The organism is Kosakonia arachidis, assembly GCF_900116535.1.
GTDB classification, from domain to species: domain Bacteria; phylum Pseudomonadota; class Gammaproteobacteria; order Enterobacterales; family Enterobacteriaceae; genus Kosakonia; species Kosakonia arachidis.
This window is the reverse complement of the sequence record NZ_FPAU01000001.1, coordinates 1,396,623-1,418,595: the sequence shown is the minus strand read 5'-3', so window position 1 is coordinate 1,418,595 and position 21,973 is coordinate 1,396,623. Positions and strand designations below refer to the sequence as shown.

Sequence of the window (21,973 nt, the reverse complement as noted above, 5' to 3'; positions counted from 1 at the left end):
AGCAATGGACGTTAGCCGCAGACAATTTTTCAAAATCTGCGCGGGCGGTATGGCCGGAACCACAGTTGCCGCATTAGGGTTCGCCCCGAAAATGGCGCTGGCTCAGGCGCGAAATTATAAGTTATTGCGCGCAAAAGAGATCCGAAACTCCTGCACATACTGCTCCGTGGGTTGTGGGCTATTGATGTATAGCCTGGGCGATGGCGCGAAAAACGCCAAAGAAGCGATTTATCACATTGAAGGTGACCCGGATCATCCGGTCAGCCGCGGCGCGTTATGCCCGAAAGGCGCAGGCCTGCTTGATTACGTACACAGTGAAGACCGGCTGCGCTACCCGCAATACCGCGCACCAGGCGCCAATAAGTGGCAGCGCATCTCGTGGGACGAGGCTTTTAGCCGCATCGCCCGGTTAATGAAAGACGATCGCGACGCGCATTTTGTGGAAAACAACGCGGCGAGCGTGAAAGTCAATCGCTGGCTTTCCACTGGTATGCTTTGCGCTTCGGCAGCCAGTAATGAAACCGGCATGCTGACGCAGAAATTTGTGCGCTCCCTCGGCATGCTGGCGGTAGATAACCAGGCGCGCGTCTGACACGGACCAACGGTAGCAAGTCTTGCTCCAACATTTGGTCGCGGTGCGATGACCAACCACTGGGTTGATATCAAAAACGCGAATGTGGTGATGGTGATGGGCGGTAACGCCGCTGAAGCCCACCCGGTCGGTTTCCGCTGGGCGATGGAAGCCAAAAATAATAATGATGCCACGCTGATCGTTGTCGATCCGCGCTTTACGCGTACAGCATCGGTGGCGGATATCTATGCGCCAATACGTTCCGGGACGGATATTACTTTCCTTTCTGGCGTACTGCGCTACCTCATTGAAAACAATAAAATCAACGCCGAGTACGTCAAACACTACACCAACGCCGCATTACTGGTGCGCGACGATTTTACCTTTGAAGACGGCTTGTTCAGCGGCTACGACACCGGGAAGCGTCAGTACGATAAGACGTCGTGGAACTATCAGTTTGATGAGGACGGCTATGCCAGACGTGATGACACGCTCAGCCATCCTCGCTGTGTGTGGAATCTGCTGAAACAGCATGTCAATCGCTATACGCCGGCAACCGTCGAAAATATTTGTGGTACGCCGCAAGCAGACTTCCTGAAAGTGTGTGACGTGCTGGCCTCAACCAGCGCGGCAGACAGAACCACCACTTTCCTTTACGCGCTCGGCTGGACGCAACACACCGTCGGTGCGCAGAACATTCGTACCATGGCGATGATCCAATTGCTGCTCGGCAATATGGGGATGGCGGGCGGCGGAGTGAATGCGCTGCGCGGCCACTCGAACATTCAGGGGCTAACGGATTTAGGGCTGCTCTCGACCAGCCTGCCGGGCTACCTGACACTGCCTTCGGAAAAACAGTCTTCTCTGCAACAGTATCTGGCGGCCAATACGCCGAAAGCGCTGTTACCGGATCAGGTTAACTACTGGAGCAATTATCCGAAGTTCTTCGTCAGCCTGATGAAATCTTTCTATGGCGATGCCGCGCAGAAGGAGAACAACTGGGGCTTTGACTGGCTACCGAAATGGGATCAGTCTTACGACGTTATCAACTATTTCAATATGATGGCGAAAGGCGAGGTGACCGGCTACATCTGCCAGGGCTTTAACCCGGTGGCCTCGTTCCCGGACAAAAACAAAGTCGTCAGTACGCTGAGCAAATTGAAGTACATGGTGGTAATCGATCCGCTGGTGACCGAAACCGCTAACTTCTGGCAGAACCACGGCGAAATGAACGATGTCGATCCGTCGACCATTGCAACAGAGGTGTTCCGTTTACCATCAACCTGCTTCGCCGAAGAAGACGGCTCAATTGCCAACTCCGGTCGCTGGTTACAGTGGCACTGGAAAGGCCAGGATGCGCCAGGTGAGGCGCTGAATGATGGGGAAATTCTCGCCGGGATTTACCACCGTCTGCGCGAGATGTACCGCACCGAAGGCGGTAAAGGGGCAGAGCCGCTGCTGAAGATGAGCTGGAACTACAGCCAGCCGCACAATCCGCATTCGGAAGAGGTGGCGAAAGAGAATAACGGCTACGCGCTGGCGGATCTCTATGATGCCAACGGGCAACTGCTGGCGAAGAAAGGGCAATTGCTGAATAGCTTTGCGTTGCTGCGTGACGACGGCTCAACTGCGTCATCCTGCTGGATCTACAGCGGTAGCTGGACAGAGCAGGGTAACCAGATGGCCAACCGCGATAATGCTGACCCTTCCGGTCTGGGTAATACGCTGGGCTGGGCATGGGCCTGGCCGCTCAACCGTCGCGTGCTCTACAACCGCGCGTCGGCTGATATTCAGGGCAAACCGTGGGATGCGAAAAGGATGCTGATTCAGTGGAACGGGACGAAGTGGGTCGGTAACGATATTCCAGACTTCAACACCGCGCCGCCGGGCAGCAATACCGGGCCATTTATTATGCAGCAGGAAGGATTAGGACGTCTGTTCGCCCTCGATAAGCTGGCAGAAGGGCCGTTCCCGGAACATTACGAACCAATGGAAACCCCGCTCGGCACCAACCCATTGCATCCGAATGTCGTCTCCAGTCCGGTAGTGCGCATCTATCCGGACGATGTGAAGCGGCTCGGGAAAAAGGATCAGTTCCCCTATATCGGCACCACTTATCGTCTGACGGAACATTTCCACACCTGGACCAAGCATGCGCGCCTGAATGCCATTGCCCAGCCGCAGCAGTTTGTTGAAATCAGCGAAACACTGGCGGCGGCGAAAGGCATCAGCAATGGCGATCGCGTTCGGGTCAGCAGCAAGCGCGGTTTTATTCGCGCAGTGGCTGTTGTCACACGTCGCCTGCGCACGTTGCAGGTGCATGGTCAGCCGGTGGAGACCGTTGGTATTCCGCTGCACTGGGGTTTTGAAGGTGTTGCGCAAAAGGGCTACATCGCCAATACCCTGACGCCGAACGTAGGCGATGCAAACTCGCAAACACCGGAATATAAGGCGTTTTTAGTGAATATCGAGAAAGCATAAGGGAGCGAGATTATGGCTATGGAAACTCAGGACATTCTTAAGCGCTCCGCGACTAACCCAATTACGCCGCCCCCACGGGCGCGTGATTATAAGGCCGAAGTTGCCAAGCTTATCGATGTTTCCACCTGTGTGGGCTGCAAAGCCTGCCAGGTGGCGTGTTCAGAATGGAACGACATCCGCGATGACGTGGGACATTGTGTCGGGGTTTACGACAATCCGGCAGATCTGAGCGCCAAATCCTGGACGGTGATGCGCTTTAGCGAAACCGAGCAGAATGGCAAACTGGAGTGGCTGATCCGCAAAGATGGCTGCATGCATTGTGCCGAACCGGGCTGCCTGAAGGCGTGTCCTTCTGCGGGTGCGATCATTCAGTACACCAATGGTATTGTCGATTTTCAGCAGGATAACTGTATCGGCTGCGGCTACTGTATCGCCGGATGTCCGTTTAACATCCCGCGTCTCAATAAAGAGGATAACCGGGTCTACAAATGTACACTCTGTGTCGATCGGGTTAGCGTCGGCCAGGAACCTGCCTGTGTGAAAACCTGCCCGACTGGCGCTATCCATTTCGGTACCAAAGAGGAAATGCTGGCGTTGGGCGAACAGCGGGTAGAAAAACTGAAAGCGCGCGGTTACGCCAGCGCAGGGATCTATAACCCGCAGGGCGTCGGCGGGACACACGTTATGTATGTGCTGCACCATGCAGACCAGCCGCAGCTTTACCACAATTTGCCGGAAAATCCGCGTATCGATACCTCGGTCAATCTGTGGAAAGGGGTGCTGAAACCGCTGTCGGCGGCGGGATTCCTCGCCACGTTCGCCGGTTTGATTTACCACTACATTGGGATTGGGCCGAACAAAGAAGTGGATGACGACGAAGAGGATCATCATGAGTAAGTCAAAAATGATTGTGCGTACCCAATTTATCGATCGCGCCTGTCACTGGACAGTGGTGGTCTGCTTCTTTCTGGTCGCGCTTTCCGGCATCTCGTTTTTCTTCCCGACATTACAGTGGTTGACGGAAACCTTCGGTACGCCGCAGATGGGACGCATTCTACATCCCTTCTTTGGTGTGGCGATCTTCTTCGCGCTGATGTTTATGTTTGTGCGCTTTGTGCATCACAACATCCCGGACAAAAAAGATCTGCCCTGGCTGAAAAACATCGTCGAAGTATTAAAGGGTAATGAGCACAAGGTCGCTAAGGTCGGGAAATACAATGCCGGACAAAAAATGATGTTCTGGACCATCATGAGCATGATGACGGTGCTACTGATGACCGGCGTCATCATCTGGCGTCCTTATTTTGCGCAGTATTTCCCGATTCAGGTGATCCGTTACGGCCTGCTACTGCACGCTACATCCGCGATTATTTTGATTCATGCCATCCTCATCCATATGTATATGGCCTTCTGGGTGAAGGGCTCCATTAAAGGCATGATCGAAGGGAAGGTGAGCCGCCGCTGGGCGCAGAAACACCATCCGCGCTGGTATAACGATGTGGTGCGTCTGGAAGCAAAAAAAGAGAGCAGCGAAGGGATCAAGTGATCTTAACCCCGCTCCGGATGCCCATCCGGAGCGGCTTTCGTGGATATTCGCCACCTGCGCATCAAGGGCACCAACAACACAGTTCCCTTTCCTTGCGCAGATTACCGAAATCATCATGCGGCCTGAATTTTTTAACCGCCAGGTGAGACAATGTTGTATTACGGCGAATGTCATCTTTGCCGCAACCTGCCTGATTTTATGGATTAATGAGTCAGTCGCGGCTTTTCGTCTGGTCTGCTGCGGTTGAATGGTCAATAATGCCCGCAACACTCTTTTAACAAGTGATTTGTGGTATGAAAAAAACGATTTTTTCGTTAGCACTTGCGACCTTTGGTCTGGGAATGGCGGAATTCGGTATTATGGGCGTGTTGACGGAACTCGCCACCAATGTCGGTATCTCGATTCCGTCGGCAGGACATATGATTTCGGCTTATGCCTCTGGCGTGGTGATCGGCGCGCCGATCATGGCGCTTTTTTCTAACCGTTTTTCGTTGAAAAACATCTTGTTGTTTCTGGTGGTGCTGTGCGTCATCGGTAATGCCATGTTCACGTTCTCCAGCGCTTATCCGATGCTGATTATCGCCCGCTTAATTTCCGGTTTTCCGCATGGGGCAATCTTTGGCGTTGGGGCAATTATCCTGTCGAAAATAGCCCCTCCCGGCAAAGTAACGATGGCAGTGGCAGGCATGATCGCCGGTATGACCGTCGCGAATCTGATCGGTATTCCGCTGGGTACATGGATCGGCCACAGTTTTAGCTGGCGCTACACTTTCTTGCTGATTTCGCTGTTCGACATCGCCGTAATTATCTCGGTGATCTTTTGGGTTCCGGCGCTGTTTGATAACACCGAAAGCCGCCTGTGCGAACAGTTTCAATTTCTGAAAAAACCAGAGCCGTGGCTGATTTTCGCCGCCACCATGTTTGGCAATGCCGGTGTGTTTGCCTGGTTCAGCTACGTGAAGCCATTTATGGTCACCGTCTCTGGCTTCTCCGAAGTCTCGATGACTTTCATCATGACGCTGATGGGGCTGGGAATGGTGCTGGGGAATATGTTCAGCGGCAAGCTCTCCGTCAAATTCAGTCCATTACGCATTGCGGCAGCGACTGAATTTTGCATTATGCTGGCGATGCTGGGGCTGTTCGTCGCTGGAGAAAACAAAGTCGGGGCGCTGTCGCTCGGTTTTATTTGCTGCGCAGGCCTGTTTGCGCTCTCCGCGCCGCTGCAAATTATGCTGCTGCAAAATGCGAAGGGCGGCGAGATGTTGGGCGCAGCAGGAGGGCAAATGGCCTTCAATTTCGGCAACGCGGTGGGCGCATGGTTCGGTGGCTTGATCATTACTTTCGGCCTGACTTATCGCTATCTTACGCTGCCTGCAGCGGTGTTGACCTTTGCCGCCATGACCGCACTGCTGGTCTATGGTCGTCGCCGCACGAAAATGAGAACCGAACCTGTCACACAGGCATAAAAAAAGGGTAAGCACGACGCTTGCCCGGTCCTGAATGGCGGCGACACGTTCAGGGTAACTTAGGTTTGCCTGATGCTGACGGAACCCGAATCGATTGCGACAGATACAGAAGTACGGCTGAAAGGGGAATAAGAATCGCGTAAAAATTTGCCGGATAGCCCTGTAAACGCCGTATCCGGCCGATGAATTAATGTGCTTTACGGGTCATGATCCCAATGATCTGTTTGTCCGTTTGCTGCATGGAATGACACGCCAGCGCACACAGATTCGCAATCGAGTGTTCCACGTTGTGGGCCACAATCCCTTCGTCACCCGTGACTGACGTATTGTCCAGCGCCATCAGCACCGCTTTCCACGCAGCAGATGCACTTGTCGAGACTTTCATCGCACAACTGTTCGATGCGCCATCACAAATCATTCCGCTCACATCGCCAATCATGCTGCTGATTGCCATTGAAATCGTGCTGTATTGCCCATCGCCCATCAACCAGGCCATTCCGGCTGCCGCCCCCATCGCTGCTGTTGTTGCCGCACACAACGCTGACAACCGCGGGAGTTGATGGTGGATGTAGATGGCACTCAGATGAGAAAGCATCAGCGCACGCGCCAGTTTCTCATCACTGGCACCAAAGTGCTCCGCCACTACCATCACGGGTACCGTGGCGGTGATTCCCTGATTACCGGAACCGGAATTGCTCATGGCAGGCAATGTTGCCCCCCCCATGCGTGCATCTGACGCTGCGCTGGTACGGATGAGGATCGCCGTCGAGAGATCGTTTGCCAGCAGACCGCGCGCGCACTGTTTTTCCAGCGTCGCGCCGATATGCAATCCCCATGTTCCCCGTAATCCCTCCTGCGACAGTGCGCCGTTAAGTTGGGCGGCATCCAGAATGAAACGAATAGCGTCGAACGGCACGGTATTCACAAACGCGAGGATCTCTTTCAATGACGTCTCCGACAATACCGCTAGCGGCGATGCCCGATCATCAGTCCCCACACCCGCGTCCTGAGTAAACTTCACGCCAGTCTCTGTTTCGATATGCACAATGTGAGTATGCCCGCCTACGATCGTTACGCACGCCCAACCATCCTGACTGTAGAGCTTTGCACGGGAAAACAGGATATCGTCGCAGGGTTGCTGAAGCATCACCTTGACCTTTCCGGCTTTCAGCATCGCTTTCGCATCGGCAATCGCCTGTACAGAGGCATCTTTCAGCACCTCCAGCCCGGCACCGGGATTTCCACCTAATGCCCCCAGCGCTGCAGCGATCGGCAGTCCAGCCATGCCGGTTCCCGGCACCGTCACCCCCAGCCCGTTTTTCATCAGATTGGGGGAGACCCAGGCGTCAATACGCTCCAGCGAACCATTCAGTTCAGAGGCCGCAACCGCTGCCGCCAGTGCCAGGGAAACCGGTTCTGTACAACCCAGCGCAGGTTTAACCTCTTCCTGCACTGCGTGGATGAAACGCTGCCACAACGGATTTTTTATAATTTCAGACATAACGACAACCTTCAGGATAATCAGGCAAACGCCATAAACGGAGACAGGTAGAATGGAAAAAAGCATACGCTTGGGCGCAGAGAAAAACGTCACAAAAAAACGGGTAATTTCTATAAATTAAGAAATTTATTCTCTTAAAAATATTTATAATGTAATAATTTGCTTAATATGAAGATGATCGCAACAAAAAAGCACAGGCGAGCGGGCTGATAATCAGCAAAAAGTGCTTTGCAGGATGCACCGAGCAGCACTCATCTGGAAACGCTCGAATTGCGTTATGGGGCGATTACCTGGAAGTATATGGAAGGTAATATTATCTATCGTGATTCAGGGAACGATCTTTGTTGTGGTTGATGACGCATATTGCTCTGCGTTTTCTCCGTATAACGCCTGCCTACGGAATCTGGGCGTAAAAACGATGTGATATTTACAATTCCATTGGTGAGGCAAAAAAGTCCAAATACTTTTTTAAAAACAATGCCGGTCACCTTACGTGACCAGCATTAGGCATCGATGCTCCCGTGATTATAGGCAATAGCAGGTAATTAATGGCGTAAATCGATTACCATGCGGCCGCGGATCTGGCCCTGTTCCATCTCTTTGAAGATAGCGTTGATATCTTCCAGCGGACGCAGCGCCACTTTCGGTACTACCTTACCTTCGGCGGCAAACTGGAAGGCTTCCGTCAGGTCCTGGCGCGTACCGACCAGCGAACCGACCACCTGAATACCGTCCAGCACCAGGCGCGGAATATCGAGGCTCATCGCTTCCGGCGGCAGACCAACCGCTACCACGCGGCCGCCAGCGCGCACTGCATCGACGGCGGAGTTAAACGCCGCTTTCGCCACCGCCGTCACTACCGCAGCATGCGCACCGCCGGTTTTTTCCTGCACGATCTTCGCTGCATCTTCGCTACGCGAGTTGATGGTCAGGTCTGCGCCCATGCTGGCCGCCAGCTTCAGTTGCTCATCGTTAACATCCAGCGCAATAACTTTGGCATTAAAGACATTTTTCGCATATTGCAGCGCCAGGTTACCGAGACCGCCGAGACCGTAAATAGCAATCCACTGCCCAGGTTTGATCTGCGAGACTTTAACGGCTTTATAGGTGGTGACTCCGGCGCAGGTGATGCTGCTGGCTGCCGCTGAATCAAGGCCATCCGGTACTTTTACCGCGTAATCCGCCACCACAATGCACTCTTGTGCCATGCCGCCATCGGCAGTGTACCCAGCATTCACCACGTCACGGCAGAGGGTTTCGTTACCGCTGTTACAATATTCACAGTGGCCGCACCCCTGGAAAAACCAGGCGACAGAAGCGCGATCGCCCACTTTCAGCGACGTAACGCCTTCTGCCACTTCAGCCACAATGCCAATCCCTTCATGACCGAGAATAACACCGGTCTTATCGCCAAAATCACCGTTCTTCACGTGCAGGTCGGTATGACATACCCCACAGCACTCCATTTTCAGTAACGCTTCGCCATGCTTCAGCGGACGCAGTGTCCTTTCAGTGACATCAACCTGATGATCTTTCGTAACTACAGCAGCTTTCATGGTGTTTCTCCTTTGATAAGCATAAGAACTGAGATCCGGGTGTGGCGTTCGGCTTCAACCGTTATCTACATCTTTAAGGATTAAGGGGGTTAGACAGTGGATTCAATGGGTTGGCAACATATTGTAAACATTCAGCGAATAATCCCCCAATTCAGGTAGGGGGAAAAAGACCATAACTATCTTATTTATAAGGTTATTGATGTGCAGAAAGGGATGTCATACGGTTGTCATCTATTGTCGCCAAATTGTTGCTTTCTAAAAACAAAGAGTGAACAACAATGCATCTGGTGAAAAAAATCCTCGCGGTGAGCGTACTGATTTCAGCGTCCGTGCAGGCGCAGAATATCCTCGAATTCCCGCAGCCTGAAAACAACCCGGACGAGTTTTATGCGGTAACGGAGATCCCGGCAGGCGGCATTATCAAATATGAAACAGACGCGAAAACCGGCTTTATTGTCGTCGATCGCTTCCAGTCAATGCCGGTCGCTTATCCGGCGAATTACGGTTCGCTGACCCAATCGCTGGCGGGGGATGGCGATCCGCTGGATGTGATTTTCTATACCCGCGCGCCGCTGGCTCCGGGCACACTGATCAAGCTGCGCCCAATTGGCGTGCTGAAAATGATTGATGGCGGCGAGACCGACGACAAAATTGTTGCCGTTCCGGCCAGCAAAATTGACCCAACCTATGACGACATCAAGAATGTCACCGATCTGCCGAAGATCGAGCAGGAACGACTGGAAGCTTTCTTCCGCGTCTACAAACAATTGCCTGACGGTCGCAAAAAAGTTGAGCTGAACGGCTTTAACGACGCCGCCAGCGCGAAGCAGGAAATTAAACAGGCATGGGAAGCCTGGAAAGCGAAACATTCGCAGTAAAAAAACAGGCGCAGAAGAGCGCCTGTTTGCATTAAATGGCCCCGCGTTTTAAGCCGACTCCCCGGGCTAGCTCAGTCACAGCCGCTATCCGGAAAAGCACATCCGGCAAAAGCACAATACTTCGTCGGATGGCGCTGCCGCTTATCCGGCCTACAGGAGAAGACGTATACGGTCAATCTCCTCGCGCCACTGTGCCTGCAACTGCGGTTTCTGATGCTTATCCTTACGCGCCAGATCCTCTTCTAGCCGCGTCTCCAGTTCGATAAGGCGCAGAAGAAGGGTGTCGTCGTCATCCGTTTCATCAGCCGCAGCAACAAGCGGCTGCGGCTGAGTGGCAGAAACCGCGACGCTTTCCCGTAAGCGATAATAAACCGCTTCGGCATCATGCCATTCGTTCAGTTCGCCGTTTTCCACCAGCCAGAAACGATTGCAGCAGGCATTAATCAATTGACGATCGTGACTGACCAGCAGGACCCCGCCGCTAAACTGTTGCAGGGTTTCGGCCAACGCCTCTTTGCCTGCCATATCAAGATGGTTGGTGGGTTCATCCAGCAACAACAGGTTAAACCGCGCCAGCGACAGGCCGACAAACAGCAGCCGCGAACGTTCGCCGCCGCTCAATGTCGCCACCCGCTGCCCGTGACGCGCCCAGGCAAAACCGGCGCTAATCAGCGCCATTTTGCGATCGGCGGGCTGGGGGGCAAACGGCTCCAGCGCGTCGAACAGCGTGGCATCATTCGGTAGCTGATGTAACGTCTGGTCGTAATATCCCGTATGCAGACGTGGATGTAGCCGCAACGTAGATGCTTCGCCGTGCAAAGCCCGCCAGATCAGCCGCAACAGCGATGATTTCCCGCAGCCGTTGCGCCCCATCACCGCCACGCGATCGCCGCTTTTCAACCGGGCGAGCGGAACATGGAACAGGGCGGGCAACCCTGATGAGGGCGGCACAGCAAGCTGTTCCATCTCCAGCAGTCGATCCGCGGGTAGCGCTTCGCCATGCAGCGAGAGCCGCCAGGCACTACCTTCGGTTAGGGTGGTCTGGCTCTCTTTCAGGCGCTCAACCTGCCGCGCCATCTGTTTAGCCTTGCGCGCCAGATCTTCGTTGTCGTAGACCCGTCCCCAGATAGCCAGCCGCTTAGAACTCGCCGTCACACGGTCGATCTCCTTTTGTTCCGCTTTGTGACGTAGCGCGTCGCTTGCATCGCGCTCTTCCAGCGCCTGGCGCGCCTGGCTGCACGGTAAAGCAAAGTGGTTCAGAGTGTGGTCACGCAGGATCCAGCTGCCGTTAGTAACAGCATCCAGCAAGGCAGCATCATGAGAAACCATCACAAAGCTTCCACGCCAGCCGAGCAGGAACTGCTCCAGCCACAACAACGTCGGCAGATCAAGATGGTTACCGGGTTCATCCAGCAACAACAGATCCGGTTCGCGGATCAGCGCCCGCGCCAGCAGCAAGCGGGTATGCTGGCCGCCGCTGAGAGTGGCGGCGGTGAGGGCGATTTCCGCCGTGCTCAGCCCCATGCTGGCAAGCAGCGATTCCGCGCGCCAGCGCTGGTTGTCACGCTCGTTGCCAGGCAACTGCGCCAGCACGGCATCAAGCAACGTCATCGCCAGCAAATCGTCAGGCAAATGTTGTTCCACGCGCGCCAGCAGGCAGTGGTGCGCAACCGTAACGTTGCCGGAAAGCGGAGACAGCGAGCCGTCCAGCACTTTCAGCAGGGTACTTTTGCCGCAACCATTGTCACCAATAAGTCCAAGGCGATCGCCTTTTCTCAGGGTAAAAGAGAGATCGGAGAATAACGGGCCAAAGGCCGTTTCAACACGGAGAGATTGTGCAGATAGTAATGTGCTCATTGCTTACTCAAGAGTTACAGGCACGAGAGTGCCTCGTCAAACATCGCTGACGATAACCCGGTAAGCCCGAGAGAAGGGGGTTTTAAGCTTCGCTCAAGCCGAAGTTATCGCAGCACGATACCGATAACGCTTGAGCTGGCACGATCGCCAAATGCATGTGAAACATTGAACAGTTCACAATACAGCATAATTAGCCTCCTTTTATATTCAGTAAGTTGATGGGTGAAAAGGATTTTAGCGGGGAAATGAATCTTTTACCAGCGAGGAAGCATAGCCCGGCGCACAAGGACGCCGGGCGCAGGAGGATCAGATAGAGGTACGGCGATAGCTGCGGTACTTCGGTTCCCAGAAGTTGTCGTCGATCGACTGTTTCAGTGCTTCAGGCGAGGTTTTCGCCGCCACGCCTTGTTGCTGCGCCATTTTACCGACGGCAAACGCGATAGCGCGGGAAACGGACTGGATATCTTTCAGTTCCGGCAGCACCAGACCTTCACCATTCAGCAGCAGCGGCGAGTATTCCGCCAGCGTTTCGCTGGCAGCCATCAGCATCTCATCGGTGATGCGCGACGCGCCGGCGGAGATCACCCCAAGACCAATGCCCGGGAAAATATAGGCGTTATTGCACTGAGCAATTGGATAGGTTTTCTCTTTCCACTGCACCGGCGCGAACGGACTGCCAGTGGCGACCAGCGCCATACCATCGGTCCAGCTAATGATGTCCTGCGGTGTCGCTTCCACACGGGAAGTCGGGTTGGAGAGCGGCATCACGATTGGGCGCGGGCAATGCTTGTACATTTCGCGGATGATCTCTTCGGTGAACAGACCCGTCTGTCCAGAAACCCCGATCAAGATGTCCGGCTTCACATTACGTACGACATCCAGCAACGACAGTGCTTCATTCTGCGCGCCTGTATCCCAGTTTTGCAGGTTTTCGCGTTTCTGCACCAGTTTGCTCTGGAACGGCAGCAGATTCGGCATTTCGTCCGTCAGCAGACCGAAACGATCGACCATATAGATTTTCTGACGGGCCGCCGCTTCGCTCAAACCTTCGCGCTGCGTCTGGGCAATGATCTGCTCAGCGATACCGCAACCGGCTGAACCTGCGCCGAGGAAGACTATCTTCTGGTTACTCAACTGGCTACCCGCCGCACGGCTGGCGGCAATCAGCGTACCGACAGTTACGGCTGCCGTCCCCTGAATATCATCGTTAAAACAGCAGATCTCATCGCGATAGCGATTCAACAACGGCATCGCGTTTTTCTGCGCGAAGTCTTCAAATTGCAGCAGCGCATCCGGCCAGCGCTGTTTCACTGCCTGAATAAATTCATCGACGAAAGCGTAATACTCTTCACCGGTAATACGCGGGTGGCGTGACCCCATATAGAGCGGATCATTAATCAATTGCTGGTTGTTGGTGCCTACATCCAGAACCACAGGTAGGGTGTAAGCCGGGCTGATACCGCCACAGGAGGTATAGAGCGACAGCTTGCCAATCGGAATCCCCATGCCACCAATCCCCTGGTCGCCAAGACCAAGAATACGTTCGCCATCGGTCACCACGATCACTTTGATATTGTGGTTCGGTACGTTTTGCAGAATATCGTCCATACTGCTGCGATTCTGCCAGGAGATAAATACACCACGAGAACGGCGGTAGATGTCAGAGAAGCGTTCACAGGCCCAACCAACAGTCGGGGTGTAGATCACTGGCATCATCTCATCGAGATGGTTTTCTACCAGACGGTAGAAGAGGGTTTCGTTGGTATCCTGGATATTGCGTAAATAAATGTGCTTATCAATATCTGTTTTAAAGCTCTGGTACTGCAACCAGGCGCGTTCGGTTTGTTCTTCAATTGTTTCAACTACTTCTGGTAACAAGCCCAGCAGATTGAAATTACTGCGCTCTTCCATGCTGAAGGCGCTGCCTTTGTTCAGCAGTGGAAACTCCAGCAGCACTGGCCCGGCATAAGGAATATATAACGATCGGTTTTTATTATGTTTGGCATTCATTTTACAGCTCCTTGTTCAACGATCCCTGCGAGCGCGTTTCGCGGGGGGGTGTGCGACGGGCGAAAGTATAAAGCAAGCCGTCAGCAAATTCTGCTTGTTCGCGGATTTCGTTGATGAATTGTTATCAAGCAGGGAAAACAAAAAACCACCCCGATTGGGGTGGTTAAGGGGGAAAAACTTAACCCGCGCGGCGATGACGCCCGGAGCGATGAACGACCACCGTCTCTTCCTCATTGTCTTTAGTAACAATTTTACGCGTATTTGACACTTTGTAATCCAGCCCCATGATGTGGCGTGCCTGACGGTTCGATTTCATGCTTACTCCTTAATCCAGTTCAATGTTTCAAGGACAAGCCCGGTAACAGTGCCGGGCGAAATTCAATCTCATCATTGCAGTTCGGTACAAAAAAATACCGAACAACTATCCTCGATCATTGTTACGTAAAGCGCAACAGGAAAAAGGGATTTCAGGATTGTCTTAATTCAGCCGGTTGTTCCTGCGCATCTGGCGAAAAATACTGGAGAAGTGCATGAAAAGGGATCGCAATAAATAAGCAAATAACCTTTTCCCGAACGCATCTTTAAAACACCAGGACTATACCCATTGATACGCTGAAGGTCTCTTTAACACGCACTAAAATATGCCCCTTCACTAAAGGATAATTAAAAAAAACCACACACTACATCCCCAGACGCGACGCATTCTGCAAATAACAGCAGAGAAATAGAGTCTTAATCACTTTGCCTGACGCGCCTTCCAGGTTGGGACGAAGTGCAATTTTTTGCCGGGACGAACCGGAATGACGAAAGTGGAAACCGCTCGCCTCGTTTTCCGGCACGCCGTAAATCTGCACCGATTACCTGACGGCTCTCTGAAATGGGCAATAAGTGATTCACTCAACGCCGTAGGCACCGGCCAGACGGCTCAGGTCGCCCCCCAGACGCGTATTATACAAGGGGCGCAAACTGGCCAGTCGCTGTCTCAGTGTGCTGTCACAGGCGTACAGCGAACACCAGGCCTCAAGCCAGGCCAGGTTCGTCGGATGTTGCAAAAACGCCATATCCTGCACTACGCCAGTACGTTGCGTAAATGCGCTGGCCTCATCCAGCCCACCAATAACCCGCACGCCGAGGCGTTTTAAGGCACTGTGATTTTCCACCAACGCATCAACGCTGTTTGCCCGCGCAAACAGAGCGATCATCACCAGCGGTTGCAGCGCGTAATTATGATAGGAAAGGGCGCGCTGGCGGCGGCGCAGTTCATTGGGTAAAAAGCCCTCATCATCTACCTGCTGCATGGCGGTGCGATAGATATCCAGCGCGGCGGTGAACAGATCCTGTCGCTGCGTTACCACGGCAGTGGTAATGATGGCCCAGGCTGCCCAGTAACTATGGTTGTTAACCTTATCAAGCGGCAAATCATGCCACTCCTTCACGACCAAATCCCCCAGATTTCCCAGCCAGCGTTGAATATTTTTTTGCTGATCCGGATAAGCCTTAAGCGGGTGCTGCGGCGCGTATTCCAGTTGCAACCAGGCGGAGGAGAAGGAAGCCAACGCCCATTTGCGCATTGACCTGCCAGTATGATTTTGGGCACGTTCCGTTAATGCGCCCGCGCTGGCCCATTGATCCAGCGCGGCCACCGTGCAGGCAATGTGCTGCGCATTCCCGCTGTGCGCCCAGGCGGTGACCTGACGGCTGATATAGCGCTCCATTTCGGTGATGGGCTGCGTTTGCTGGCGAAACGCCGCATCAGCCTGTGGATTGAGCGTGGCGCGGGCGTGGTCGGAGCCTTCATATTTACTGGGAAAATCGAGCACGCGAGTAAACGGTGTGGGAACATCCGGGCACTTTACCGCTTTATCGTCTGAAGCCTGTTGTTCCGGTGGCTGCATAAATCCGGCAGGAGGACGCAGAGAAGCGGCGGCACAGGTGGCCGCCGACAGGATAAAAATCAGTACTGCTCTGAGTAACATCATGCTTCGCCTTTTGCGCAAAAATGCCCGCTGCGACTATAGCATGTGTTTATCAGCTACCGCCGAACACATGTACCGCGCGATGCAGGCGGGTAGTCCGTTCCGAAAGATCCTCCGCTGCGCTGGTCACCTGTTCCACCATCGACGTGTTGTTGTGGGTCATCGTCCCGATACGAGAAACAGACTGGTTAATCAGCTCCAGAGCCTGCGTCTGTTCGTGGGTCGCGGTGCTGATCTCTTTGATCATCGTGGACATGTTAATCACGTTGTCAATCATCGCCGTCAGATGCGTCTCTGTGCTGGCAACCATATCAACACCGCTTTTCACATTCGCCACGTTATGCTCGATCAGCGTCTGGATCTCGCGCGCGGCGGAGGCTGAGTGTTGCGCCAGATTGCGTACTTCGGCGGCAACCACAGCAAAACCACGGCCAGATTCCCCGGCGCGCGCAGCTTCCACCGCCGCATTCAGCGCCAGAATATTGGTCTGGAAGGCGATACTGTCGATGACGCTAATAATATCGACGATTTTGCTGTTATCCGCAGAAACAGACTGCATCATGTCGATAGTTTTTTTCATCACATTACCGCTTTCCATCGCACTGGCGCTGGCTTCATCCGCTCTGACCATCGCTTCAGCAGCGGTTGCCGCTGTCTGGCGCACGGCACTGGCGATCTCTTCTACAGCCGCGGCGGTCTGATGCAGTTCGCCGGAGGTTTCTTCCGTGCGGCGTTGCAGAGATTCGCCTTCGCTGGAAATACGCCCACTAATCACTCGAATGCCATTGATATGCGTCGATACATCACCCACCAGAGAACGGAGATTTAACCCGGCCTGGTTAACCAGACGCATCAATAAACCAATTTCATCCACACGATTAAAGTGCACATAATCGGCCTCGCGTCCGGAAACCACTTTCTGCATTTGATCCAACACGATTTTCAACGGAGCAGATAGTTGACTGTGCAAAAAAAATGACAAAAACCCTAATATAATAATTGAACTCCCGGCTTTTTCTGCAGCATCAAAAGGTACAAATTGCAGCGCAACGAGCAGGGCGGCAGTAATAATCGTGCCAACATTTATGCGTTTTGAAACACTGATTCGCTGAAAAATAGAGAAAAAAGAAAATAAACCTCGACGAACAACCAGACCTTTATAAAAACGATGTCTGCGGAGTTTGTTTTCATTCGCCTGCTGATAAAGTTCAGCACAGGCGTCAATTTCTTCACGCGTTGGGATATTTCGCACCGAGATATAACCGGTGAGCTGCCCTTGCTGATATACCGGGGTAACGTTGGCGCGAACCCAGTAGTGATCACCATTGAGGCGGCGGTTTTTAACAATTCCGGTCCAGGAGTCTCCCTGCTGGATAGTGAACCACATATCGCCAAATGCCGCAGGCGGCATATCAGGGTGACGAATTATATTATGCGCCTCACCCATAAGTTGATCTTCGCTATATCCGCTGGCATCAATAAAGGCGGAATTAGCATAAGTAATCTGGCTGTGTATGTTAGTAGTCGACAACAGTGTCATGCCATCGTTAAGCAAAAACTCTTTCTGTGTAACAGGAGTGTTACGCTTCATGAATATACCCCACAATATACCGCGTTCAAAAAAGTATTACTGACGCGGTAATAGCTTTTTTTTATAATTTACCGGCCAGTCGATTTGTTATTGCCGATGTATTCTCCACAAAGCAGAGGCCAACGAAAAGTAGCTATGATAAATATTTTTTAAGTCAGGGTAACAGTTCCACTGATAAATATTGTTATGATTTTGCGAAAGAAAAATGACGAAATTAAAATGCATCAGCCATAAATTAACCCTTAAGCTAAATTATCAGCCCGCAATCCATGAAAGTCTGAAAATTAAAGGTCGGGAAATAAAAATATTAACATAGCAGGCTAATTTGTTTACATTTTCACCAGGCAAAATATGAACAAAACTGCAGCATTCATTAAAGATCGCCTTAGCAGCAGCTCAAAGAGATTATATTTTGTGTGGGAAATAACACTGACCGCGAATATGAAATGGGAAAACTGCGCGCAATACTCATGGCGAAGGAAGAGGCAAAGCACGAGCATCAGGTGATTTTGATGCACTGGCTGTCGCGAGCGCTTTACCACGCAGAAAGCCGTTTCTCAACGCATTCATAACACGGTTATCGCCTCCGATTAACCCTGTTAAGCCAGCGAGCACGCTAATAGAATACCCCTTAATCAACGGACTGAATGCTTGCAATCTTGCTAGGATCGCGAGATTGCATTATCTAATCGGGTTTTTCCAGGCATTCTGAGGGTAGCTTCTCGTGTTAGCGACTTTGATTTACCGTAGCCGTCTGAATCGCACATTAGATCCCTCTCAGCTGACGTCAATTGTCGAGCGAGCAAACCTGCGCAATTCACAGTTGCAGGTCACAGGGATTTTACTGTTCAATGGCGATCATTTCTTGCAGGTCCTTGAAGGGCCGCTGGACGCAGTGAACGTGGTCTATGAGCGAATAAGCCGGGATACACGCCACAGCAGTATGGTTGAATTATTGCGTGATTATGCGCCGTGCCGCCGGTTTGTCGATCGCGGCATGATGCTGTTTGATCTCTGCTCAATGACATCGCCAGCGGTGCTGCGCACAATCCTGCGGTTTGGCACGCTGAAGTATCAATTGGCGAGCAATGATCGGGTTTACAAATTCATCCGCAATTTTATCGCCTCGCCGAAGAGCAATGACGGAATACGTAATACCGAGCCGGATCAGTGGTCATTTACCCTTAAAAGCCCACCGTTCGTCAATGTCAGCACACCTGTGACTGAAGGCCAGCCGTGCCAGTTCGCGTTCCAGCCGATCATTGAACCGCTGCGCGGCAATATCTCTTCGCTGGAAGCGCTGATCCGCGGACCGAACGGCGGCAGCCCGCAGGAGTATTTCGCCACAATTGCCCCCGACAAGCTGCATGAAGCGGATCTCGCGTCCAAAGGCTGGGCGCTGGCGATGGCCAGCCGCCTGGGAATTGGCAATCACAAAGTGGCCATCAATTTGTTACCCATGTCGCTGGTGAAAATTCCCGGCGCGGTGGACATTCTGCTCAATCACATAACCCGCAATCATCTCAACCCAGGGCAAATCATCGTTGAAGTGACAGAAGATGAAGTGATTTCCGGCTACGATGAGTTCACATGGGCCATTCGCCAGCTTCGCGCTGCCGGAATCGGCCTGGCGATTGATGATTTTGGTTCCGGTTTCGCCGGGCTGTCGCTGCTGGCAAAATTCCAGCCCGACAAACTTAAAATCGACCGCACCATCGTCACTGACATTCATCTGCACGGCCCGAAGCAGGCGATTGTGAAAGCCATTCTCGATTGCTGCGCTGAGCTGCAAATCACCGTGGTGGCTGAAGGCGTTGAAAAAATTGAAGAGTGGTGCTGGCTGGAAGCAGTGGGTGTTGAACGTTTCCAGGGATTCCTGTTTGCCCGCCCGGCACTCAATGGTGTTTCCCCCATCAACTGGCCCCAACGCATCTCGCCATCGCTGACGAGCCGCAAAAAAGTGTGAGTTATTAATTGGGGTCAGGGGCCGAGATAAAGGGGAGAGAGGATGAATTTCAGTAAACGGGTTGCTGCTCGTGGGCAGGCGCACAACCCTTTCCTCTGAGCAGTATTACATTCTGTTTGGTTGTACTGCTGGTGGCGGGTATTGCAACCAGCACATAACTACTCTCCGTGCATGGTAAAAGGAAGTGGCGGATGTCGAACACGACGCCATTAACCAGTCTCATGCTGGCAGGTCTTTGATCAGATAGTGGCGCTGCATTCCCTTGTGCGGGAAATCCGCCAGCGTCATCTGCTCTTCAAAGCCCAGTTTTTGGTAGAAAGGCAACGCCTGAAAACTGAAGGTGTCGACCAGCGCGTGGCGACAGCCGATCGCTACCGCTTCCTGCATCGCCCGCAGCATCAACTCGCGCCCCAGTCCGTTACCGCGCTGCGACTCATGCACCCAAAGATACTTGATATCCAACCACTCCCCTTGCTGGCGGGCGATCACGCCCCCCTGCATTACACCGCTTTCGTCGCGAAAATAGACCGCCAGATGCGACCACTCGCTGAGATTAACAAACTGCTGGTTGTAACGCCGTAAACCGTCAAACAGCTCGCTCTGGTCCTGCTCAGTCACTTCATGCTTAACGATAAGATTCATCCGTTTCTTCCTTATTTCCGCGTTTGCTCAGCGGATACCGCCAGAACTGATCCTGGCATCGTCTACCTTTAAAGACGGTTATCCACGCGCAAGGAGAACATTTCAGTGACCATGAAAACAAGCGATTTCTTTGTCAAACGCCTGAAAGAGTGGGGCGTAACGCGCATTTTCGGTTACCCTGGCGATGGCATAAATGGCGTGCTCGGGGCTATTCAGCGCGCCAACAAAGCCGGAGACGGTATCGAATTTATTCAGGTACGTCATGAAGAGATGGCCGCGTTTATGGCGGTCGGTCACGCCAAATTCACCGGCGAGCCAGGCGTCTGCTTATCGACGGGCGGGCCGGGGGCCACACATCTGTTAACCGGGCTGTATGACGCCAAAATGGATCACGCTCCGGTGCTGGCGATCAGCGGCCAGGCAGAAACCACCGCGCGTGGCGCCAGTTATCAGCAGGAGATGAACCTCGACCGCATATTTGCTGATGTGGCGAATTTCGTGCAGGAAGCGGCATCCCCCGCGCAGGTCCGCCATCTGGTGGATCGCGGTGTACGTATTGCCATTGCGCAGAACGGTGTTGGTGTTGTGATCCTGCCGAAAGATATTCAGGATGAAGAATGGCAGCCACCGGCGCATACGCACGGGTTTACCCACTCAGCCGTCGGTTATCAGCGCCCACGCGTTATCCCGCATGACTGCGATCTGCAACGCGCGGCAGAAGTGCTGAATGCCGGGAAAAAAGTGGCGATTCTGATCGGTGCTGGTGCGCGTAATGCCGCCGTGGAAGTGGTTCAGGCCGCCAATGTGCTTGGTGCAGGTGTCGCCAAAGCGCTGCTGGGTAAAGACGTCCTGCCGGATGATGCGCCCTTTGTCACCGGCTCGATTGGGCTATTGGGAACGGAGCCCTCCTGGAAACTGATGCAGAAATGCGACACGCTGCTGATGATCGGCAGCGGTTTCCCGTGGACGGAGTTTCTGCCGCCGGAAGGCCAGGCGCGAGCAGTGCAAATTGATATCGATCCGGCGATGCTCGGCCTACGTTACCCCTGCGAGGTGGCGCTACACGGCGACGCCACAGAAACTTTACAGGCGCTTCTACCGTTGCTGACGCACAAAGAAGACCGCAGCTGGCAGGAGGAGATCGCCCGTCAGGTACAGGCATGGTGGCAGGTAATGGAGCAGCGCGCGATGGCACCAGCCAGGCCGGTCAACCCGCAGCGAGTGGTGTGGGAAATGTCGCCGCTGCTGCCAGAAAACGCCATTGTAACCTCCGATTCCGGCTCCTGCGCCAACTGGTTCGCCCGTGATTACCGCGTCAAACAGGGGCAGCGCGCATCACTCTCCGGCGGTCTGGCCTGTATGGGCGCGGCAGTACCGTATGCCATTGCGGCGAAATTTGCCGCGCCAGAAAAACCCGTCGTGGCGCTGGTCGGCGATGGTGCCATGCAGATGAACAACATGGCCGAGCTGATTACCGTGCAGAAATACTGGCAGCAGTGGCAGGATCCACGGTTGATTATCTGCGTCTTCAACAACCAGGATCTCAACCAGGTGACGTGGGAGCAGCGGGTGATGGAAGGCAATCCGCGCTTTGAAGCCTCGCAACAGGTGCCTGATGTCCGGTACGCGGAGTTTGCCCGCTCGCTGGGCTTGCAGGGCATTTTCGTCGATACGCCGGAGGCGCTGAGCACGGCCTGGCAACAGGCGTTGCAGGCAGATCGCCCGGTACTGCTGGAGGTGAAAACCGATCCGGAAGTCGCGCCGTTACCGCCGCATATTACACTGAAACAGGCCAAAGCCTTTATGGCGTCGATGGTGAAGGGCGATCGGGGCGCTGTGCAGGTACTGAGCGATACAGCTAGCCAGTTGTTCCACAAAAAATCGTAAAAAAAACCGGGCGCTGATGCCCGGTTTCTTCCTTCCTTTCTTCCC

15 protein-coding genes and 1 pseudogene are annotated in these 21,973 nt (G+C 53.4%); 8 read left to right on the top strand and 8 right to left on the bottom strand.

Going from position 1 to position 21,973, the window contains the following annotated elements; genetic code table 11:
- Nucleotides 1–4 precede the first annotated feature (4 nt).
- From fdnG to araJ, 4 genes are all read left to right on the top strand, one after another.
- Complete coding sequence (gene fdnG, locus BM427_RS06875) at nucleotides 5–3,052, top strand: formate dehydrogenase-N subunit alpha (protein ID WP_090120328.1); 3,048 nt, start codon at nucleotides 5–7, stop codon at nucleotides 3,050–3,052.
- Between the two features lie 12 nt (nucleotides 3,053–3,064).
- Nucleotides 3,065–3,949, top strand: coding sequence for a formate dehydrogenase subunit beta (fdxH, locus tag BM427_RS06870; protein WP_090120326.1), 885 nt, complete (start codon nucleotides 3,065–3,067; stop codon nucleotides 3,947–3,949).
- Nucleotides 3,942–4,598, top strand: coding sequence for a formate dehydrogenase-N subunit gamma (fdnI, locus tag BM427_RS06865; RefSeq protein ID WP_090120324.1), 657 nt, complete (start codon nucleotides 3,942–3,944; stop codon nucleotides 4,596–4,598). The genes fdxH and fdnI overlap by 8 nt, the downstream gene beginning before the upstream one ends.
- 293 nt (nucleotides 4,599–4,891) lie before the next feature.
- Nucleotides 4,892–6,064, top strand: a complete 1,173-nt coding sequence (araJ, locus tag BM427_RS06860; RefSeq protein ID WP_090120323.1) for an MFS transporter AraJ — start codon at nucleotides 4,892–4,894, stop codon at nucleotides 6,062–6,064.
- Nucleotides 6,065–6,251: 187 nt separating this feature from the next.
- On the opposite strand, the gene BM427_RS06855 is transcribed toward araJ, so the two are convergent.
- Nucleotides 6,252–7,565, bottom strand: a complete 1,314-nt coding sequence (locus BM427_RS06855; RefSeq protein ID WP_090120322.1) for an L-cysteine desulfidase family protein — start codon at nucleotides 7,563–7,565, stop codon at nucleotides 6,252–6,254.
- Nucleotides 7,566–7,808: 243 nt separating this feature from the next.
- Between BM427_RS06855 and BM427_RS06850 the strand changes: the two are divergent.
- Nucleotides 7,809–7,919: pseudogene (locus BM427_RS06850) on the top strand (type VI secretion system tube protein Hcp); the annotation flags it as partial.
- Between the two features lie 191 nt (nucleotides 7,920–8,110).
- Here the strand turns inward: BM427_RS06850 and adhP are convergent.
- Entirely contained in the window at nucleotides 8,111–9,121 is a 1,011-nt protein-coding gene (gene adhP, locus BM427_RS06845) for an alcohol dehydrogenase AdhP (RefSeq protein ID WP_090120320.1), read from the bottom strand.
- A 278-nt stretch (nucleotides 9,122–9,399) separates the two neighbouring features.
- Between adhP and BM427_RS06840 the strand changes: the two genes are divergently transcribed.
- Nucleotides 9,400–9,999, top strand: a complete 600-nt coding sequence (locus BM427_RS06840; RefSeq protein ID WP_090120319.1) for an inorganic diphosphatase — start codon at nucleotides 9,400–9,402, stop codon at nucleotides 9,997–9,999.
- 150 nt (nucleotides 10,000–10,149) lie between these two features.
- Here the strand turns inward: BM427_RS06840 and BM427_RS06835 are convergent, their stop codons facing one another.
- The 5 genes from BM427_RS06835 to BM427_RS06815 form a co-directional block, all read right to left on the bottom strand.
- Nucleotides 10,150–11,856: an ABC-F family ATP-binding cassette domain-containing protein gene (locus tag BM427_RS06835; protein WP_090120318.1), complete on the bottom strand. Its 1,707-nt coding sequence runs from the start codon at nucleotides 11,854–11,856 to the stop codon at nucleotides 10,150–10,152.
- 306 nt (nucleotides 11,857–12,162) lie between these two features.
- Nucleotides 12,163–13,866 carry an NAD-dependent malic enzyme gene (locus BM427_RS06830; RefSeq protein WP_090120317.1) on the bottom strand — a complete coding sequence of 568 codons (1,704 nt, stop codon included), beginning with the start codon at nucleotides 13,864–13,866 and terminating at the stop codon, nucleotides 12,163–12,165.
- Between the two features lie 178 nt (nucleotides 13,867–14,044).
- Nucleotides 14,045–14,182: a stationary-phase-induced ribosome-associated protein gene (gene sra, locus BM427_RS06825; protein ID WP_090120315.1), complete on the bottom strand. Its 138-nt coding sequence runs from the start codon at nucleotides 14,180–14,182 to the stop codon at nucleotides 14,045–14,047.
- 577 nt (nucleotides 14,183–14,759) lie between these two features.
- Nucleotides 14,760–15,845 (bottom strand): mannuronate-specific alginate lyase, encoded by a 1,086-nt coding sequence (locus tag BM427_RS06820; RefSeq protein WP_090120314.1) that lies wholly within the window; start codon nucleotides 15,843–15,845, stop codon nucleotides 14,760–14,762.
- 49 nt (nucleotides 15,846–15,894) lie between these two features.
- A complete protein-coding gene (locus BM427_RS06815; RefSeq protein ID WP_090120313.1) occupies nucleotides 15,895–17,433 on the bottom strand; it encodes a methyl-accepting chemotaxis protein in 1,539 nt (512 codons plus the stop codon).
- Between the two features lie 724 nt (nucleotides 17,434–18,157).
- On the opposite strand from BM427_RS06815, the gene BM427_RS06810 reads away from it, so the two are divergent.
- On the top strand, nucleotides 18,158–19,399 hold the full coding sequence (locus BM427_RS06810) for a diguanylate phosphodiesterase (RefSeq protein ID WP_090120312.1): 1,242 nt from the start codon (nucleotides 18,158–18,160) through the stop codon (nucleotides 19,397–19,399).
- 219 nt (nucleotides 19,400–19,618) lie between these two features.
- Here BM427_RS06810 and BM427_RS06805 read toward each other — a convergent pair whose 3' ends face one another.
- Nucleotides 19,619–20,041 carry a GNAT family N-acetyltransferase gene (locus BM427_RS06805; protein ID WP_090120310.1) on the bottom strand — a complete coding sequence of 141 codons (423 nt, stop codon included), beginning with the start codon at nucleotides 20,039–20,041 and terminating at the stop codon, nucleotides 19,619–19,621.
- A 105-nt stretch (nucleotides 20,042–20,146) separates the two neighbouring features.
- Here BM427_RS06805 and BM427_RS06800 point away from each other — a divergent pair, with 105 nt between their 5' ends.
- Complete coding sequence (locus BM427_RS06800; protein WP_175539124.1) at nucleotides 20,147–21,928, top strand: thiamine pyrophosphate-requiring protein; 1,782 nt, start codon at nucleotides 20,147–20,149, stop codon at nucleotides 21,926–21,928.
- Nucleotides 21,929–21,973 lie beyond the last annotated feature (45 nt).

What these genes read in the sequence shown, in the direction of transcription:
- fdxH (WP_090120326.1), top strand. Translation starts at nt 3,065, where the DNA reads ATGGCTATGGAAACTCAGGACATTCTTAAGCGCTCCGCGACTAACCCA.
- fdnI (WP_090120324.1), top strand. Translation starts at nt 3,942, where the DNA reads ATGAGTAAGTCAAAAATGATTGTGCGTACCCAATTTATCGATCGCGCC.
- araJ (WP_090120323.1), top strand. Translation starts at nt 4,892, where the DNA reads ATGAAAAAAACGATTTTTTCGTTAGCACTTGCGACCTTTGGTCTGGGA.
- BM427_RS06855 (WP_090120322.1), bottom strand. Translation starts at nt 7,565, where the DNA reads ATGTCTGAAATTATAAAAAATCCGTTGTGGCAGCGTTTCATCCACGCA.
- adhP (WP_090120320.1), bottom strand. Translation starts at nt 9,121, where the DNA reads ATGAAAGCTGCTGTAGTTACGAAAGATCATCAGGTTGATGTCACTGAA.
- BM427_RS06840 (WP_090120319.1), top strand. Translation starts at nt 9,400, where the DNA reads ATGCATCTGGTGAAAAAAATCCTCGCGGTGAGCGTACTGATTTCAGCG.
- BM427_RS06835 (WP_090120318.1), bottom strand. Translation starts at nt 11,856, where the DNA reads ATGAGCACATTACTATCTGCACAATCTCTCCGTGTTGAAACGGCCTTT.
- BM427_RS06830 (WP_090120317.1), bottom strand. Translation starts at nt 13,866, where the DNA reads ATGAATGCCAAACATAATAAAAACCGATCGTTATATATTCCTTATGCC.
- sra (WP_090120315.1), bottom strand. Translation starts at nt 14,182, where the DNA reads ATGAAATCGAACCGTCAGGCACGCCACATCATGGGGCTGGATTACAAA.
- BM427_RS06820 (WP_090120314.1), bottom strand. Translation starts at nt 15,845, where the DNA reads ATGATGTTACTCAGAGCAGTACTGATTTTTATCCTGTCGGCGGCCACC.
- BM427_RS06815 (WP_090120313.1), bottom strand. Translation starts at nt 17,433, where the DNA reads ATGAAGCGTAACACTCCTGTTACACAGAAAGAGTTTTTGCTTAACGAT.
- BM427_RS06805 (WP_090120310.1), bottom strand. Translation starts at nt 20,041, where the DNA reads ATGAATCTTATCGTTAAGCATGAAGTGACTGAGCAGGACCAGAGCGAG.